Raw genomic sequence first — 16,553 nt, forward strand, 5'->3', positions numbered from 1 at the left:
CGACTGAGAACGGCTGGTCGTTCAGTTGACCGTCAAGTCCCTGGAGCATGTCGAGGTCGGACAGGACGTTGGTGTACATTCGCCCCTGGACGATCACCGCGTTGGCGCCGTTCGTGGCGTTGACAACGTCTTCCCAGTAAGGCGTGATGTTCGGCCGATACACGCCGTTCCGTTGGATGATGAAGACGCCCTCGGGCTTCATCATGAACGGCGCCTGACGACTCGTGACGATCTTGGTGACGGGGTAGCCGGGGTCGCCGACGTCGTCGCCAGTGACGGACCCGGGCGTCCAGACCGTGTCGTTGAGTGGCGTCGCGCTGTTGGTGATCTTGTACCCGGCGCCGGTCCCGACCGTCCGGATCATCCACTGGTCCCAGTTGCCCTCGCCGTCCACCCCGAACCAGGACCCGATCTGCCAGCCCGCACACGTCGCGCCCGACGTGAACGTGTCGGTCGCAACGACGTGACTGACCAACGGCTGCGCTGTCCCGTTGGCGTACCCGCCCCAGTAGGCGGTGCCCAGGTACAGCGTCGTGCTGGTAATCGTCACGCTGGTAGACATACCGGCGATGGTGGCGAAGTCGGCCACGGCCGACGCGCTGGCTGCGGTGCCCCCACTGACCTTGCAAGCGTACCGCCCCGTCGAGAAGTACAGATGCCCCGAGCGCTCGAAGCCGGCCCGTATCTCGGCGTGCGTGCCGGCCGGCAGGGCAACCTCGGTGAGTGCTCCGGATGGCACCGCGACGTGCGGAATGTAGGTGATGACGTTCTTAGCCCAGGCGAACCCATTCGGCACCCTGGGGTCGTAGTAGCTGTACCCGGCGCCGGCCGAGAAGTCCGCGAACTCGCGCGGGATGCCGCCCGGACGGAACTCCTCGGTGGCGTCCACGGGGGTCAGCGTGCCCTCGAACTCGTGCGGCTGGGCCACGCCGTTCTTCTCGGGGGCAACCGCCACCAGGCCGACCTCGAAGCCGTCCGCCGTCCTCAGCGTGACGTGGTAGGGCTGATTGCCCGACTGGAGGCCCGGCATTTATCCGTAGCTCCGAGGCTGGCCGTACGGGCGCCCGGAGTAGACCATCCGGAACTTCGGCTCGGTCTCTTCGCTAGCCTGCTGCGTGTCCCACCAACGCAAAGCGTATGCGCGCGTTGTCCAAAAACTTTCTCTTTCGCGGTAGTGGTTGACGTACTCGTCCGGCCCCTGCTGCGAGCCGAGGTACTGGTACGCCTTCATGAGCACCTGAGCGCGCATCACCGCCCGGAGCGGCAGCGCCTCGTCGGTGTCGTTCTGGAGCCCGTCCGTGTCGGCTGCCCAGGTGCCGCCGGTCCTGATCCATGTCAGCGCCGGGCGGTGAGCCTTGATGTAGAAGGTCTGCCCGCTGGTGAACGGCTTGCCCGGCAGCAGCAGCCTGGGCGCGTCGGCGTCATAGAGCCAGTCCCAGGAGTAGCCCGTGTCGGTCGGGTAGTCGTCACCAACGTTCTGGAAGTAGATACCCAGGATCTGGGACTTGTCGACCAGCCACGAGTACAGCGTCGTGAGGTCGTACGCCGACTGCTGCGTCACCCCGCTGACGGGCAACAGATCGAGCGGCGGCATCGAGAGCAGCACGTCGTTGGCGATCTCGCGGATGCCGAGCGTGCCGAGCTCGCTGGTGATGGCCGGCAGCCTGGTACTGACCTCGAAGCCCATCCCCGACGTGACGCTGGTAGCAAAGGATCGGGCGACCGTGAACGAGCCGGCGTCCGCATCGAAGCCGCCCGCGTTCAGGATGTCGCGCTGGGCCGCCAGGTTGGCGCCGGTGGTGGCGTTCAGGTAGCCCCAGGCGTTGTTGAAGAAGTTGCCGCCGGTGGCGTTCGCCGAGATCAGCGACGAGCACGTAAAGCTGACGAGATCAGAAGCGGCGGTCGTCGTGGTGTTCACGACGAACCGCCCTCCGAGCCCTACCTGGGCATCACGCCTGAAGACCAGCAGCGACGCCACGAATCAGTCACTCCTCATCGGCCGGCGTCTTGTGCGGCGGTCGCTTCGAGCCCTTCGGATCAACCCGTTCGGTGATGGTTTCCTCGACGGCATCCTGACGCCGCTCCAGATCGGCCAGGCGCCCCAACACGTCGTCATCGCGGAGTCCGGGCTTCTTTGGCACGCGATGTGCTCCTCTGATGGATTGCAGGTCTCGGCGGCGGCGAGTACATCAGGGGCGGTCAATGGCGACCGCCCCTCGTCACGTCACTCGGAAGCTGCCTCCAGCGGGATCCGGTCCTGGCTGACCCAGATGTAATCGGCCGTCATCACCTTCGCGGAGGTCGTCGCGACCGACTGGAGGTACAGCCACGGGTAGAGCGCGATCTGGCCGTTGACGGCTCCGTTCCCCACCTGATGGCTGGCTCGGAGCCGACCGTTGACCCAGCAGTACGCCATCGAGCGACCGGTCCGGTCCGGATCGGTCTGGAGCAGCACCCGCACCGTCATGTAGGTGTCGGCGACCGGTGTGGTGAAGCCAGTGGTCAGCAGCGTCGAGGCGACCGTCTGCGACGTGAACGAGCCGAGCGAAGCGAACGCCAGGCCGGTGTGGGTCTGGTTGTTCCAGATCCCGAACACGGCGCCATTGGTGCCGACGAAGGACGGCGTGTCGATGTCGGTCACGAATGACGCCCCCGTAGCAGGCGCCGCATCCACCCAGCCAGCCTCAACGATGAACGTCGTCGGCACGGTGTTGACCTTGAACCGCGCCTCAAACATGCAGTTGGCATCGCCACTGAAACGGGTCTTGCCGACCGCCGAAATGGATGCGGTCGCGGTCGCGGCGGTCGTACCGGCCATCACTCCGCCGGCGCCGTCGATGACCGTGAAGTTGGTCGACGTCGCGGTCTGGGCCAGCGTGAAGTTGGCCGCCTCGCCCCAGGACACGAAGTCGTAGAACTCGGTGATCCGGTCTCGCTTCGCCAGGTGGCGCAGAAAGTCACGCAGCGGGCTCTGCATCTGGGAGCGGCTGAGCTGCTGATTCGAGAGCTCGTAGCCGCGATCGGGCAACTGGCGGAACGGCATGTCAGTCTCCTTCGTCACCGCTGCTCGTCGGCAACTGACGTAGCGTCAGCGGCTCAAACAGCTCACCCGGCACTTCGAGACGGATCGTCTCGGGGTGCCGCTCCACGAATTGGGCAGACAACAGGAAGTCGCGGTAGCCGGGGACTTCCAGCCCGGACAGGAGATCTCTCGACGGGTTCGGGCCCGGACGGACCACCAGTTCGGTGCTCGACGCCAGGTCGAAGCCCCGGCGCCGCATCTCATCAAACCAGCGGGTCGCCATCTCGCGGGCGAACGCCTCAAACTGGGCCGTCTTCATGCCGTAGGGCACGCGGAACGAGCCGGTGACCCACTGCGGCGCGTAGGCCATGTGCGGGCCGGCGGCCTGTTCGATGGCCGCCCGATTGGCGCCCGCGACCTCCGGTTCCGGCTGGTCGTCGAGCGTGTCGGCGATCTCGTCCCAGTCGAGCCCCTGCCCCCACTGCCGACCCAGCTTCTGGGCGGTCGGCTCGGGGTTGTCGAGCGCCGGAAGGACGTCGCCGAGCGCAAGTCCGGTCATGCTACGATGACTCCATTGGACGGCGTGCCAGAGTGGCTATGGCTCCGACTGCAAATCGGGTGTATGGCGGTTCGAGTCCGCCCGCCGTCTCCGGTCATGCGGGGATCAACTCGTCTTCGTGCAGCGAGACCGTGCCCATGACAGCACCTGGCATCACCTCGCGGGGGAACTTGCAGCGGTACTTCCACATGCCGCGCTTTCCGCCCTTGATCCGCTTGGTCAGGAACGTCCGATCGATCACCACGCCGGGCGCGTTCGGCACCTCGGCCGCTTCCATCAACTCGCCCCGCGTCTTGCCGTCCTTGCGCCCGTGCGGGACGGCGTCGAGGTTGAGCCGGACACGCGAGTTTGAGCCGAAGCGGGCCGGGTACTCGGTGATGAACGCGGCCGGTATCCTGATGCCGTCCGATGTGATCGGGACCGTCTGCGAGCGCGGCTGGGCGTCAGGCGGCGCGAGCTCGGCGATCTGGTACCGCTCGTGATCGGCCGAGTAGGTCTCAGGGGTGGCCGGCACGAAGCGGGGGCCACTGTTCTCGACGGCCTCCACGCGCGTGGTCAGGCTCTGGACCTGGCCGCTGATCTTTTCCAGTAACCCCAGGATCAGGGCCGACTGGTCGGGCGTAGACTCGGGGGAAGGAGCGGCCGTAGCCGCCCCGATCTCGTCAGACTGCATGCGCGCTGTCCTCAGTTGCTTCTTGCGTGGCACGATCAGGCGGCCTGGAACCAAACGCCATGATCGTCGCGCATCGTCTTGACGCCGTAGAGCTGCTCCACGACGACCTTGTCAGCCAGGAAGTTGATGTCCAACCACTTGTGGGTGGTCGGCTCCATCTGCATCACGATCGTCATCGCCTCGGTGTTGGCCATCACGTTGTCGTGGCCGACCGTGTTGTCGCCCTCGACGTTCGTGGAGACGTAGATCGGAATGCGGAACCACGACCCGATGTAGCCCATATCGTCGTCGTCGTCCACGCTGCCCTGGATCTTCGAGAAGTCGTTGGACATGAAGTGGTCGATCTGGACAAAGCCCTCTTCGGCCGCTGGCGAGAAGATCCCAAACCGCCCCTTGCGCGGGACGTTGGCATCGTTCAACTGGCGCCGCGCCTTGACGAACTGCTCGTAGGTCGGGAACGCGCCCATCACGCCGACCGTGTTGGTCGAGAGGTCGTCCACCAGCGCCGCGATGTCGTCGTCAGCCTGGAGCGCCAGCGCGTAGCCGAGCTCCGGCGCGTACAGCTCCATCTGGTCCTTGTAGGATTGCTTCGCGGTGGCGGTCTCGGTGGCCATCGCGGCGTAGCCCCAGGTGCCGATGGTGATGGCGGTGGTCGACTCGGTGTTGGTCTCGAACAAGACCGCCGTGTTGGCGGACATGTTCTTGGTCCGCGCGGTCAGGTGGGACACACCGGGGACATTGATGGTCGCCCCATACGGGGCGTCCTGCTCGTACTTGCGGGTGAACAACTTCGCGTAGCACAGCCGCTGCTCACGGGCCCGGATGACGTACTTGGACCACAATGCGGGGATGTAGACGGCTGCGGTGGTCGCGTCGATGAACTCTGTTGCGCCTGAGGCCATGGTACGCCTTCCTTCCTACCCGGCACGCCGGCGCGGCGCCTGGAGCCCGCCGGGGATGCTCTGCAACACGCGGTCGATGGCGCCCGACTTGAACGCCTGCTCGAATGGCATGGCCGCCAGCTCCTCGGGCGTCGGCACGGTGGGGCGCGCGCCAGGCTGACCCGGACGGTCCACGGTGGCGGCATCGGCTGCGCGACGGTTGGCGGTCAAATTGCCGCGCTCGTTGACCAGCGAGTCGATCCGATCGGCCTGCCGCTTGATCTCGGCGTCCTTCGCCTTGACCACTTCGGCATGCTCGGTGGTAAGCCGCTTCGTCACCCGATCGCGGACGGTGTCGCGGAGCGCTCGCATCTGGTCGTGCGGCTGGGTGTGCTGGGTGACGGCCGCCTGATCGACGTCGGGATCGGCCAGCACCCTGGATGACGTGATCTCGTGGTTCCAGAGATCCACGATGCGCTGGACCTTGCGGTCCCCCATCACGTCCTCGAAGCGCCGGGCGGTCTTCCAGGCCGTCATCAGATTGGCGGCCTCGTCCTCGGTCAGGCCCGCAGATCCCTTGACCTCGGAGACCTTCTTGCCGTTTGGTAACACCACGTCGAGACCGTTGAGTGCCGATGAGTCACCCTGGAGGTGCTGCCAGACGGCCTGCTCGACCGCGCCGTAGTCGTCGTCCGACCCCACGTAGGCGGCGGTCTGGGCCTTGAACTGCTGCTCGTCCCGGATGCGGCGATCCGCTTCCTGCTGGACGCGCTGCTCGTCGGCGATCCTGGCGCGGGCACGATCCTCGGCGGCTCGTTCGATCTCGGCGGTGTCGGGCGTGGTAGGAGCCGGAGTGTCAGCCTTCAGCGCTTCAGCCTTAGGGACATCAGCTTTGGCCGGCGCCGGCTTCTCTTCGGTGGATGGCGGATCCGGGGCTGCGTCCTCGCCCATGAGTGTCTTCGGCGCCCGGCCTTCCATCTGGGCCAGCAGGTCGTCAATCTCGCTGTCGATCTGCTTCGTGAACGACTTGCTGTCGGTCTGGGTGGGCGTCGGATCAGTGTCGGGCGTCGCCGGGATAGTGGCGTCAGCCTCGACTACTGGTGCTGGAGTATTGGGCTCGTCTGCCATCAAAAAGACCGTCCCCCAGGCGCTGGCCTGGAACAGACGGTCTTCAGACGACCTTGTACGCTATGTAGCTACTCTGGGTAGTCTATGCGCTAGGACCACTTCCCGTCAATACTGGTCATGTCTGTGGGACCACTTCGCGAACAATGGCAGTCGGAGTCCCGTAGAGCGCCAGCGCCAGATCGCTCAGCGGATGCCCCGGATACAGCAAGCGATTCGGTATCTCTCGACGTGCATCCCTGACCGCAGCATCGGCCGCCTCCAGCGCCGCGACGATCTTCGGCATGCTGAGCCAGGGGCAGTCAGGCTTGTGGTCTGTCGCCTCGATGTGAGCAAACCCCACGATGACAGCGTCGCACATCAGACAGTGCGACCCCTCGACGAGATACGGGCCACACCGCTCAATTCGCCGCGCGCCGTCAAGCAGGCTCACCGTCTCACCTCATGCCTCAGGTTCCCCGCGTCATCCGGCAGACGGTGCTCCCGATTGCACGCACAGCGGTGCTCCATGATCGAACGCCCGTCGTACTGCAACCGCAGGATAATCTTCCCGCAGCCGGGCCGGCACCGCCACGTGAACAGCAACGACGGCAGCGTCAGCACCGCCGTGGACATCGTGGCGACGCACGCAGAAGTCACAGATCGGTGTCCTTCAGCAACCCTTCATCGTGAAGCCTCTTGATCGCCCGGTGCTGGCCGTAGACCATACCGGCGAACATCCCCGCCATCATGAGCGATCGGTCATGCTCGTTCAGACCCTCCGGGATCGGGGGGCCGGCGTCCTCGAAGGACATCGGCGGCGGCTCCTGGTCCGGCGGGATGGCCGGACCATCCCTGAGCATGCGAATGAGATGCTGCACATCGTCGCTTGCTGGCATCACGCCGTCGTCTCCCCGCACCCGCCACCGCGTAGACGGCGAATCTCCGCAACGAGTGTGGCAACCTCACATGGCATCTGCTCGGCATCCACCTGACAGCGATCCTCCCACCCGGGCTCATCCAGAGGGCGATGCTGAGCCTCCATCTCACTCAGGCGCTCCTCTGAGATCACGCCGCCGTCTCCCCGTCCACCACCGTCTCGGGCGCCACGTGCCGCACCCACATGCTCCAGGAGTCGCGATAGATCTGCTCCAATTCTCGCGTGTACGCCACCGGATCGCCCACCGTGCAGCCCGTGATCCGCGCCGGCAGTCCGGCCCGTAGCTCGGACAGGTCGCTCTGTGCCTTCTCCACCGCGATCGCGACGTATCGCTCAGGGGTATCTGCAATCCAGTCGGTCATCCCGAGCGACGTTAGGATAGACGCACTGACCCGAGATGGCGCGCGCGGACCGATCAACGTCACGCACGGCACGCCCATCATGGCAGCCTCAAGCGTGGTGATCCCGCCGACGTGAGGCCACGAGTCCAGCATGATGTCGATCTCACTGTACTGGCGGATATGCTCGTCGCGCGGGGTGTGACCCCGGGTCTCGACGCGATCGGGGCTGATGCCGTGCGCTGCGAACTTCGCCCGAAGCCGTTCGGCCGTCTCGCCCTCCAGGCCGCCGAACTTCAGCACGATCCGCGAGTCCGGTAGGCGCTTCATGACCTCGCACCAGAGGCCAAGGATCGGGTCGCTGATCTTCTCGACGCGGTTATACGACCCAAACGTCACGTAGCCGTTCTTCAGAACCGGCGGCGGCCCCGGAAGTGGGAGCTCCAGCATCGGATCAAACGTCAGTAGGCTGGACATCCTGACGATCGTCTCGGTGTAGCCGTGCTCCAATTCGGGCGGCACGAACACATCGTCAGCCAGGAACAGGTCCATGCACTCCAGGCCGGTGCCGGTGGCGTAGCCCCAGGCGTGCACCTGAATCGGGGCCGGCTTGTGGCAGAACGTCAGCAGCCGTCCGCCGCTGGTGTAGGATGCGCAGTCCACCAGGATGTCGATCTGCCGGGCCCTGATCTCAGCGGCCAGCACGTCGTCGGGCATGCTGGCCGTCATCACCCACTCCTTGAGAGCGGGCGCTTCGCGAATCTTCGCCGAGATCTCGTCCTCGTACCTGTTACCGGCGAACACGTAGACCTCGATCTGCTCGGGGTCGTGGGCCCGGATCACCGGGCAGTGGATGTGACCGGCCGAATGCTGGCGGAAGTCGGCCCCGACGTAGCCGACCTTGAGCTTCCGCGTCAGACTGCGGTCGTTCTCGTGGGACCGCCACTGGCGCTTCAGCGGCTGCTCGAACACGTACGAGAAGTGCCGCCGGCGGCAGAGCGCCTCCAGCAGCGTCGTTTCGGGCAGCAGGTCCAGGAACATGACCATATTGCCGTAGAGCGCGGCGTTGGTCGGCACCAACTCCACGGCCCGCTGCGTGACGCCCATCGCCTCGTGGTTGCGGCCCATCAGGTTGTAGATCGCACCGAGGTTCGACCAGGCCATGTAATCCTGGCCTTGAGACACTTCGATGGCCCGCTGCTGCGAGCCGGCCGCCTCTTCCAGGTGCCAGTCGGCCCGGAGCGCCACGCCGTAGTTGATGAGCGCCATCGCGTTGGTGCCGTTCGACTGCCTGACCGCCTGCTCGCCGTAGGAGAGTGCCTTCTCATTGTCGCCCTGCGCCGAGTAGGCCGCGCACAAGTTGGCCATCGCGGCGTAGTTCTTACCTGTCTCGACGGCCCGCTCGGCGGAGGCAATGGCTTCGTCCACGCGGCCCATCCGAGAGAGCGCGGCCGATCGGTTGTTGTGGGCATCGGACCAGGAGGGGCGCAGGCCGATGGCCACGTCGAAGTTCTGGACGGCCAGGTCCGGGCGGCCGACCTCCAGCATCACGCTGCCGCAGTGGAACTGGATCTCCGGATTGGTCGGCCAGAGCTTGACGGCCTGCTGGAGCACATTCGCTGCCATCGGGAAGGCCCGGAACTGCACCAGTGTGGCCGCCTGGTCCATCAGTTTGGCCGCTGCCTGCTGCTGGGAGTTGAGGACGGCCGCTTTCGGTTTCTGGGGCTGCTCCCAGAACTGCGGGGCCGGCTTCATCGCCCGATCCAGGATGGCGTCGAGAGATCGACTCACCACGCCCACTGCTCCAGTAGATCCTCGTGATCCATCTTCCGCATACTGGTGAGATACTGCTCCTGGCTCTTTCTCTCCCGCTCAAGTTGCTCCGTCATACCAAAGCCCCGCCAGAATCCTTCTCGGTAGATCGAATCCACGTAGCCCTTCCAGAGCATCTTGCGGTAGAGCTCTCTCAAGCAACCCTCCGTCCGCGCTGAAGCAGCCCAGAGCCCGCGAGCGCCTGCGCGATCACATCACGCGGCGCCCCCATGCTGACCAGCCGCGCTGCTGCCTCGACAGGATCGAAGCCCCCGCCGGCAGCGCCGGCCAGCAATGAGTCCATCGGGCCGCCCTGGCCGGGTTGTGGGCTCGACGGCTGGTCACCGCCGACCGCCGATGACGCGAACGACGACAGTGGCCCCTGCCCGAGCGGGGCCTTTTGCATGTCGCCCTGATCCTGCTGCGGGTACGGGTTCTGGCCCGGGATGATGTTGTACTTGTAGGGCTGATACTGTGACTGCTGGTAGTTCGGATCGGTAACGGTTGGGTCAGTAGGCACCTGGATCGGGAGCATGCCATCGGTCGGCAAGTCGCTCGGGATGGGGTTAGCTCCCGGCAGAATACCCCCACTGGGTGCCGGCGGCAGCGGCGCAGCGGGTTGCCACATCGGTGCCGTCCCTGGCGCCACTGGTGGCTGCCAGACGCTGCCGTCCTGTCCGGCCGGTCCCGCGTTCGCTGCTGCCTGCGCATTACTAGGTGGCGGCCCGGCCGGAGGTGTCGCCATCGCGGGGGCGGGCGCAGCAGCAACCGGCACGGCCGGTGCTGGCGGGGGTGCTGCATTCGGCGCGATGCTGCCGGGCACGGCGCCCAATCCGAGCGCGGGTGCTGGCGCTGGCGCGCCCGGCGGCTGGTACGGCTCGGGGGTCGGCCCGGTAGCCGCAGCCTGCTCCTTGGCTGCCGGTGGCTGGGCCGTGGCTGCACTCTGGGCGCTCGCGATCTGGAACATGGGATGCAGGCCCGGGAGTTGCGGGGTCTTCGCCGTTCGCTCCTCGCGGTTCTTGTTCATCTCCCAGAGCAAGCCAGGGATGACGTTCTTCAGGCTGCCCGAGTCGGGGTCGAACCCGCCCTTGCTGGTTAGCGTCGAGAACGCCCCGAGCGCCGACGTGAAGTCTGATGCCGCCTCCTCGCTTCTGGTGTTGCGGAGCCCCGCCTCGTCCTGCTGGCGCTGACGAATGACCGTGTTGGCGTTCGCCACGTTCGTGATGGCCGTGCCAGCCCGCCCATGCGCTTCCTTGACAGCGTTGTCGTAGTCGTCCTGCGTGATGCCGCCCTGCTCGGCAGGGAGCCCGATCTTCTGACGCTGACGAGCGGCCCACGCGCCAACACCGACATCCAACCCTGGATCGTCAAAGTTGATCTCGAACGGGTCCACGTTCTTGAGCGTGACGCCGGGCTTCGGCACTTCGATCGTGACGAATGAGGGTGGCTGCTTCGGGTCGGCCGCGTTCGGCTGCCACACGCCCCACTGACCGTTGACCTGGACGGGCTTCGGAGCGGCGGCTCCTGGCGCGTTGGCAATCGGCGCCCAGACCGGCGGGTTCTTCGTCGTGTCGAAGTACCCCCACGAGCCGTCAGGAGCCTGCTGGGGCTTCGGGGCATTCTGGCGGGCCTGATCCTCACGAGCCCGTGTGTCGGCTTCATCCTGGCGCGACCGCTGCCTGGCGGCCTCCGCATCGGAGCCCTGCTGCTTGATCCGCGCGTCTGCCCGCGTTCGGCGTTCGGCGTCGGTCTCGTAGGCCGGGTCTTGATTGGCCGGTAGCGCGGCGTTCTTCTCGCGCTGGCGCTGAAGCTCAGCGGCGTTCTTCTTCTCGGGAGTGTCGTCGGCTGGCCTGCCAGGGTTGGCATCACCCTGGTTCACGATGTCGAAATCACCGTCAGGGCGCCGGCGCACATTGAGCACTGCGCCAGTCGGCTTCCCCTCACCGTCAACGGCCGTCCACTTCTCTTCGCTGATCTCGATGGTGGCCGGTGCGGTCGGGTCGTAGTCGGGGTTGTCCGTGCCATCCGCTCGCGTGAGTTGCTTTGCTGGGTTCGCGACCTTCTGCGTGGACCGGCTGTACTGGACCCGCTTGTCCCCACCCTGCTGGGCGATCCACTTCTCGACATCCTGCTGGTTCACGGTGCCCCCGATCTCAGCGTCTCACGCTGCTGCTGGCGTGCTTCAAGGACACGGCGGCGGATATCCCCCGCGCCGATCGACTGCATGAGCCGCTGGTCGGCCGCATCGTTGGCCTGGCGCAGCAGATCCTCCATTGCCACCTTCCGAGCTTCGGGATTCGACCAGAAGGTGCGGCTGGTCAGGTTACCGCTGAAGCGCTGGAGGATCTCGCCGCGATAGGTATTCCAGCGTCGCGTCTCGTCTGGTGTCAGATCCATCGGGATGGTGTCGACGGTCAGCTTCGTCTTCGGAAACCCGATGTCCACGCCAGCGTCAAGGAACGCCTTGACGGTCGGGTCGGGCTTCTCTGCCGACGTCCGCGCGAACACGGCCTTGACGCCCTGTTGTTGGTTCTCCTGGGGCCGCCCGAGCACGTCCTGCGCGATCGGCAGCCCGCCGCGTGCCCCGATGCCGCTCTGGACCTGCTGGCTGATAGTCGTCGAGGCTGGCGTGTTCTTCCCCGAGTCGACCGTCCGCTCGTTCGGGTCCAGGGCCGTGCCGATGGTCCGAGCAGTCGCGGCGTACGGAACCATGCGGGTGATCGTTGAGGATGCGTACCGCTCAGCGGCCGATCCCAGGCCGCCGCCATACCCGGCCTGGATTGTCTGCATGATGCTGGAGATGCCCTGGAGGTACGGCTGCTGCTGGAGCTGCTGGCCGAGGCGCCCGGCGTAGTTACTGGCAATGCTGGTCGGGCTCTTGTCCTTGCTGTAGGCGATCGAGTCGTGAACGTCAGCCGCCGCGTTCAGCAGTGGCGCGTAGATGCCCATCACGCGGTTCGGGACGTACACCCCATCGATCAGCGTCGAGTACGGACGCCAGCCCTGCGAGCGCATCTCCGCTTTCTTCTGCGGGTCGTCGGGGCCACCTCCCGTGATGACGCCGCTTGCGACCGGCCCGGCCGCCAACCCGATCATGAGTGCCGACCCCAGCGTGGCATCGTACATCTTGTCGAACTTCGAGCCCTGGCTATTCATCGCGAAGCCGATCGGCGAGCGCTCGGCCAATCGGGTGTTCATGTTCCAGGGGGTGTTGAAGAACGGCGTCACGAGGTTCCCGACCACGGGCATGTTCCCGACCGTCGCGAAATTCCGCGCCTTCTTGCCGATGGTGCCGAGATCGTCCTGAAACGTCTGGCGCTTGGCGTAGGCCGCGCCCTCATCAATGACCGTTTGCGTGCCCGAGAGCGTCGGCAACTGACCCGCACGAACGTTCGCAGCGTCGGTCAGCAAGTCGTTGACGTGTTGCTTCCAGGCCGTGCCCTTCAGCCCGGCGTCCGTCGCCTGCTGCGCGGCTGCCCTGGCCTCGCCGGCTCCCTGGGCGATGGTCCCGAAGACGGCGTCAGGCAGCGCCGAGAAGACGCGCCCGCCGGCCTCCAGTCCTGTTGTGATGGCCTTGCCGATCGGATTCTGCGTCTGGGCCGAGAGCGGCTCATGCCCCGGCGTCGGCGCGTACTTGCCACTCGCGGTCAGCGCATCCACCATCGCCGAGCCGACCTGAGAGAGCCCGTGGAATGCACCAGCAGCCATCTCGCCCGGCTCCCGCAGCGCCGAGGCGTTCCCGGTGCTGATCGCCCTGGCAACGCCGCGTGTGGTCTCCTTCGGGATGGCGTAGAGCGGTTCCGCCACGTTGCCCGTCAGGTTCACGGTAAACGTCGCCGGGCCAATCATCGACGAGTACCCGGATTCGGCAAAGAGCTTGCGCACCCATTGGAGCGGAGAAAGTCCGGGCGACGCCTGCCGCTGCGCTCGCTGGACGGCGCGCTGCACGGCGTTCGGGTTGAAGCCACCGGCACCCGGCGCCTGCCCAAACATCGCCAGCAGGCCACTATCCGCGCCGGCCGTGCCCCCCTGTCTCGCTGCAATCGCCCGCATGCCCTTCGTGATGGCGTACGGCGCGACGGCCCCCACCGCAAAGCCCTTGACGCCCGCGTACGGGTCGTCTGGGTTCATCTCCTGGTTGACGGCCGCGCCGACCCCGCCCGAGACGGACGACGCCACCCCCTGCCCGAGCACGCGGTTCACGGCAGACAGGCGGTCGGGAGCGGCGGATGGGGGGAGGGTGCCGGCTGTCACCGACGCGGTTTGAGAACCCGGCGCGTAGCGAACAGCATTCCCCATCTCGTTGGTTGTGTAGGCTAGTGTCCTCTCGATGCGATCCACTGGAATCGGCTTCGGGGTCTTGATGTACCCGTCGTGGTCAAGGCGCCAACCGTCTTGCGGGTCCACGCGGATTCGGACAGCCACAGCCTCGCCGTTCTTCGGATTGTAGAACGGCGACGGCTCAAATGTACTCGCGACAGTGCCCTCACGGGCGTCGAGGTTCAGGCGTCCGTCCGACTGAAGGAAGCCGCGACGGAGTGAGCCCTCGTAGTCCTCGCGAGAAATCACTCGATAGACAGCATCGAGCGGTTGGCGAGTGCCCGGGATCTCCTCAGCGTTCCCGAAGAAATTCGGACGGTACTGCGCCATCTCGGGGCCATTCGGGCCTTCCGTCACGCGCCACTCAGCCGCCCGCGCTCTCGTTACCTGCCGACCTGTGGAGTCCGTATATGGCTCAGTGATCGGCTCCTCGCGCGGGCGCACGCCCAGATCCTCAGTGAGCCGGCTTTCCCAGATATCACGCGGTGTTCTCGGCGCCTCATCCGGCACCACCCCGAACCCGGCATTGAGTCGGCTACTGGTGTCCACCTGTGGCGTGATCTCAGGGCCGATGCCGGCCGCTCGCAGATCGGGATGCACAGCCTCGCGCGGCATCCTGGAGTCGCGGATCATCTCAGCAGACGCCTCACCGAGGGCGCCCTGCTCGAAATCGCCTATCCGTCCCTTGATGGGCGGGTACGGGCGTCCGAACTCCTCCGGGATCTGCCCGAGTACCCCAGGAGCCACCGTCGAGCCTTCAGCAGCCATCCTGGCGTCAGCAGCAGCCACGTTCTCGGCGTTGCGGGCCATCCACTGCCCGAAGCGCTCGGCCGGCACACCATCCTTGATCGCCTGAAGAATAGGCCCGCCCAGTCGTCCGCCAACCTTGATCGCGCCATAGCCCAGCCGCGCGGCGTCGCGAACGAGCGCGGCTGTCATGATGGCGTCGCCCAACCCGACCTCGCCCACAATGGGGAAGTTGCCTTTCGGCACCATCTCGTTCAACTGCCGGGCTAGCGTGGTGGACGGCGCCAGGTCGCCGACGACCCCGAGCGCACCCATCGCCGCCTCGCCGTAGTTGCCCTCGGCAACTCCTGACTGTGCGGCGCCAATGTTCCGGCCGAGCGAGCGCCCGGTCTCCACAATAGCGCGGTCGATGGTGGTCTCAGGCTGGCCCGAGTCCGGCAGTGGCGGCTTGCCGAGTAGTGGGCGCGTCACGGCGTTGGCGATGCCCCGGCCGATCGGGGTTGCGATACCCTCGGTGGCGACGGTGTTGCCGATATCCTGCACGGCGCCCTGGACATACCCGACAATGGCGCCGCCAGCGTCGTAGAGCGGCTTGAACGGGCTCTTGGGTTGTGCTGGCTGCTCCGGCCCGGCCTGCTCGAGCGGAGGCCCGTATGTCGGGCGTACGTCATTTGACGTACTCGGTGGCGTGTATGGAACCTGGGGCTCGTCGCGGGCGTCGCCGTAGGTGGACGGTACATCCGGCGGTACACTTACGGACCTCTGGGGGTACGCCTGAGGGGTCACCGGCGTACCGGCCGGCGGTACATCAGACGGTACGGCTTCCCACCGTCCGCTATCAGCGTCCCTCGGATCGTACTCCGCGCCGGTCGCCGTGTCCGGCCCCATCGTCGCGGCGAGCGGCTGGCGCTGCATATCCCCCATGTACCACGCGGACGAGCCCGGGGGTGGCCCGGTCTCCCCGTTGGCCGGGTCATAGGGCACATCGTTGCGCAGTGGCGGGGGAACAGGCTCGTTTGGGTCAGAGAGCCGCTGGACGTAGCGCTCGGAGTCGCTGGCATCCTCCGGCATCGGATGGGCGTCACCGAGCGCCATGCGTAGCGAGTCGCCCTGGGCGCTCTCCTGCGGCGTCGAGAGCACGGTCAGATCAGCCGCGCCGCCCGGCCGCTTCCTGAACGCCTCCGGGGTCATCGTGAACGTGTTACCCCACTGGTCACGGACGGTGTACAGGCCAGAGGAGCCCCCGGCTGCCGGGGGAGTACCAGCAGCCGGGGGCGCAGGTGGGGCAGCCGGCGCAGGGTTCGCGGCCCCAGCGCCGGCGTTCGGAGATGCGCCGCCGTACTTCGAGGCGGCCTGACGGAAGAGTCGGACGTACTCGTGACCGTCCACCGATGAGCCGTCAGTGGCGCTGGTGACATTGCCCTGGCCGTCGATCGCCCCAAAGTACGCTGCTGCTGCCTTATCGGGGTCGCCGTACCGCCGCAGGGCGTCGCCGTAGACCTTGGCCCCCCGGAAGATGTTGGTACGCGGGTCTTTCGGGTTCTCGCCGGGCTTGAAGTGGAACGGCATCACCTGCATCAGCGACTGCGCACCGGCCGACGACACGGCCTCGGGATCGCCGCCCGACTCGATCTCCATCAGCCCCTTGATCGCCCACTCGGGGACGTTCTCGGCGCGCGCCGCCTCAGCGACGATGGACGACCAGCGCTCGACATCGGGGCTGCCTGTGCCGCTTGACGGGGCATAAGAGGAAGGGGTTAGCGCAGCCGAGGGCGTTGGCAATCCGTTGGCGTTGGCGTTGGCGTTTTCACCAACGGGTGTTGGTGTTGGGCCAACGGGCTGCTTCGGAGCACTAACCCCCAGGCTCTCCAGGCTCGGGAGCGCCCACGATGGCGCGGTGTCGGCCACGGCCTGACGGGCGCGCTGAGGAACGCTGCCGAGCGCCGACATGACGGACGACGGTGCACCCGTGACGCCCAGACTTTCGAGGCTCGGAAGCTGCCAGGACGGCTGTTCGGGCTCAGGCTGGGGATCTGGCGTCGGGTTGATGGCCTGCGCGTACCGCTGCGTCACGTCGTCGACCAGCGACACCGTGCGCGCCCCGGCGGCAGCGGCATCGTTCTGGTTGAGCGTGCGGCGCGGCAGATAGAGCGGCAT

14 protein-coding genes and 1 tRNA gene are annotated in these 16,553 nt (G+C 66.5%); 1 reads left to right on the forward strand and 14 read right to left on the reverse strand.

The window, feature by feature from the left end:
- The 5 genes from VMT30_09115 to VMT30_09135 form a co-directional block, all read right to left on the reverse strand.
- Positions 1-796, reverse strand: a 796-nt coding sequence (locus tag VMT30_09115; GenBank protein HVQ45089.1) for a hypothetical protein, incomplete at its 3' end; no start/stop codon positions are given.
- A gap of 234 nt (positions 797-1,030) precedes the next feature.
- Positions 1,031-1,978, reverse strand: coding sequence for a hypothetical protein (locus VMT30_09120; protein ID HVQ45090.1), 948 nt, complete (start codon positions 1,976-1,978; stop codon positions 1,031-1,033).
- A gap of 7 nt (positions 1,979-1,985) precedes the next feature.
- Positions 1,986-2,141: a hypothetical protein gene (locus tag VMT30_09125; GenBank protein ID HVQ45091.1), complete on the reverse strand. Its 156-nt coding sequence runs from the start codon at positions 2,139-2,141 to the stop codon at positions 1,986-1,988.
- An 83-nt stretch (positions 2,142-2,224) separates the two neighbouring features.
- Complete coding sequence (locus VMT30_09130) at positions 2,225-3,043, reverse strand: hypothetical protein (GenBank protein HVQ45092.1); 819 nt, start codon at positions 3,041-3,043, stop codon at positions 2,225-2,227.
- 1 nt (position 3,044) lies between these two features.
- Positions 3,045-3,581, reverse strand: coding sequence for a hypothetical protein (locus VMT30_09135; GenBank protein ID HVQ45093.1), 537 nt, complete (start codon positions 3,579-3,581; stop codon positions 3,045-3,047).
- An 18-nt stretch (positions 3,582-3,599) separates the two neighbouring features.
- Here VMT30_09135 and VMT30_09140 point away from each other — a divergent pair.
- Positions 3,600-3,671 (forward strand) — tRNA-Cys (locus VMT30_09140).
- A 4-nt stretch (positions 3,672-3,675) separates the two neighbouring features.
- Here the strand turns inward: VMT30_09140 and VMT30_09145 are convergent.
- The 9 genes from VMT30_09145 to VMT30_09185 all read right to left on the reverse strand — a co-directional run bounded on the left by VMT30_09145 (position 3,676) and on the right by VMT30_09185 (position 16,553).
- A complete protein-coding gene (locus VMT30_09145) occupies positions 3,676-4,254 on the reverse strand; it encodes a hypothetical protein (GenBank protein HVQ45094.1) in 579 nt (192 codons plus the stop codon).
- A gap of 35 nt (positions 4,255-4,289) precedes the next feature.
- Complete coding sequence (locus tag VMT30_09150; GenBank protein HVQ45095.1) at positions 4,290-5,156, reverse strand: hypothetical protein; 867 nt, start codon at positions 5,154-5,156, stop codon at positions 4,290-4,292.
- A 15-nt stretch (positions 5,157-5,171) separates the two neighbouring features.
- Entirely contained in the window at positions 5,172-6,263 is a 1,092-nt protein-coding gene (locus VMT30_09155) for a hypothetical protein (protein HVQ45096.1), read from the reverse strand.
- Positions 6,264-6,378: 115 nt separating this feature from the next.
- The gene (locus VMT30_09160) at positions 6,379-6,693 is read right to left on the reverse strand and encodes a hypothetical protein (GenBank protein HVQ45097.1); all 315 of its coding nucleotides are present in this window, start codon (positions 6,691-6,693) and stop codon (positions 6,379-6,381) included.
- Positions 6,694-6,895: 202 nt separating this feature from the next.
- On the reverse strand, positions 6,896-7,141 hold the full coding sequence (locus VMT30_09165; protein HVQ45098.1) for a hypothetical protein: 246 nt from the start codon (positions 7,139-7,141) through the stop codon (positions 6,896-6,898).
- Positions 7,142-7,307: 166 nt separating this feature from the next.
- A complete protein-coding gene (locus VMT30_09170; protein ID HVQ45099.1) occupies positions 7,308-9,317 on the reverse strand; it encodes a tetratricopeptide repeat protein in 2,010 nt (669 codons plus the stop codon).
- Complete coding sequence (locus VMT30_09175) at positions 9,305-9,487, reverse strand: hypothetical protein (protein HVQ45100.1); 183 nt, start codon at positions 9,485-9,487, stop codon at positions 9,305-9,307. The genes VMT30_09170 and VMT30_09175 overlap by 13 nt, the downstream gene beginning before the upstream one ends.
- A complete protein-coding gene (locus VMT30_09180; protein HVQ45101.1) occupies positions 9,484-11,469 on the reverse strand; it encodes a hypothetical protein in 1,986 nt (661 codons plus the stop codon). The genes VMT30_09175 and VMT30_09180 overlap by 4 nt, the downstream gene beginning before the upstream one ends.
- On the reverse strand, positions 11,466-16,553 hold the full coding sequence (locus VMT30_09185) for a transglycosylase SLT domain-containing protein (protein HVQ45102.1): 5,088 nt from the start codon (positions 16,551-16,553) through the stop codon (positions 11,466-11,468). Before VMT30_09185 ends, VMT30_09180 begins: the two co-directional genes overlap by 4 nt.

The sequence above is a fragment of the Candidatus Saccharimonadia bacterium genome, assembly GCA_035544015.1.
Taxonomy (GTDB): domain Bacteria; phylum Patescibacteriota; class Saccharimonadia; order UBA4664; family UBA4664; genus UBA5169.

What these genes read in the sequence shown, in the direction of transcription:
- VMT30_09130 (HVQ45092.1), bottom strand. Translation starts at nt 3,043, where the DNA reads ATGCCGTTCCGCCAGTTGCCCGATCGCGGCTACGAGCTCTCGAATCAG.
- VMT30_09135 (HVQ45093.1), bottom strand. Translation starts at nt 3,581, where the DNA reads ATGACCGGACTTGCGCTCGGCGACGTCCTTCCGGCGCTCGACAACCCC.
- VMT30_09145 (HVQ45094.1), bottom strand. Translation starts at nt 4,254, where the DNA reads ATGCAGTCTGACGAGATCGGGGCGGCTACGGCCGCTCCTTCCCCCGAG.
- VMT30_09150 (HVQ45095.1), bottom strand. Translation starts at nt 5,156, where the DNA reads ATGGCCTCAGGCGCAACAGAGTTCATCGACGCGACCACCGCAGCCGTC.
- VMT30_09155 (HVQ45096.1), bottom strand. Translation starts at nt 6,263, where the DNA reads ATGGCAGACGAGCCCAATACTCCAGCACCAGTAGTCGAGGCTGACGCC.
- VMT30_09185 (HVQ45102.1), bottom strand. Translation starts at nt 16,553, where the DNA reads ATGCCGCTCTATCTGCCGCGCCGCACGCTCAACCAGAACGATGCCGCT.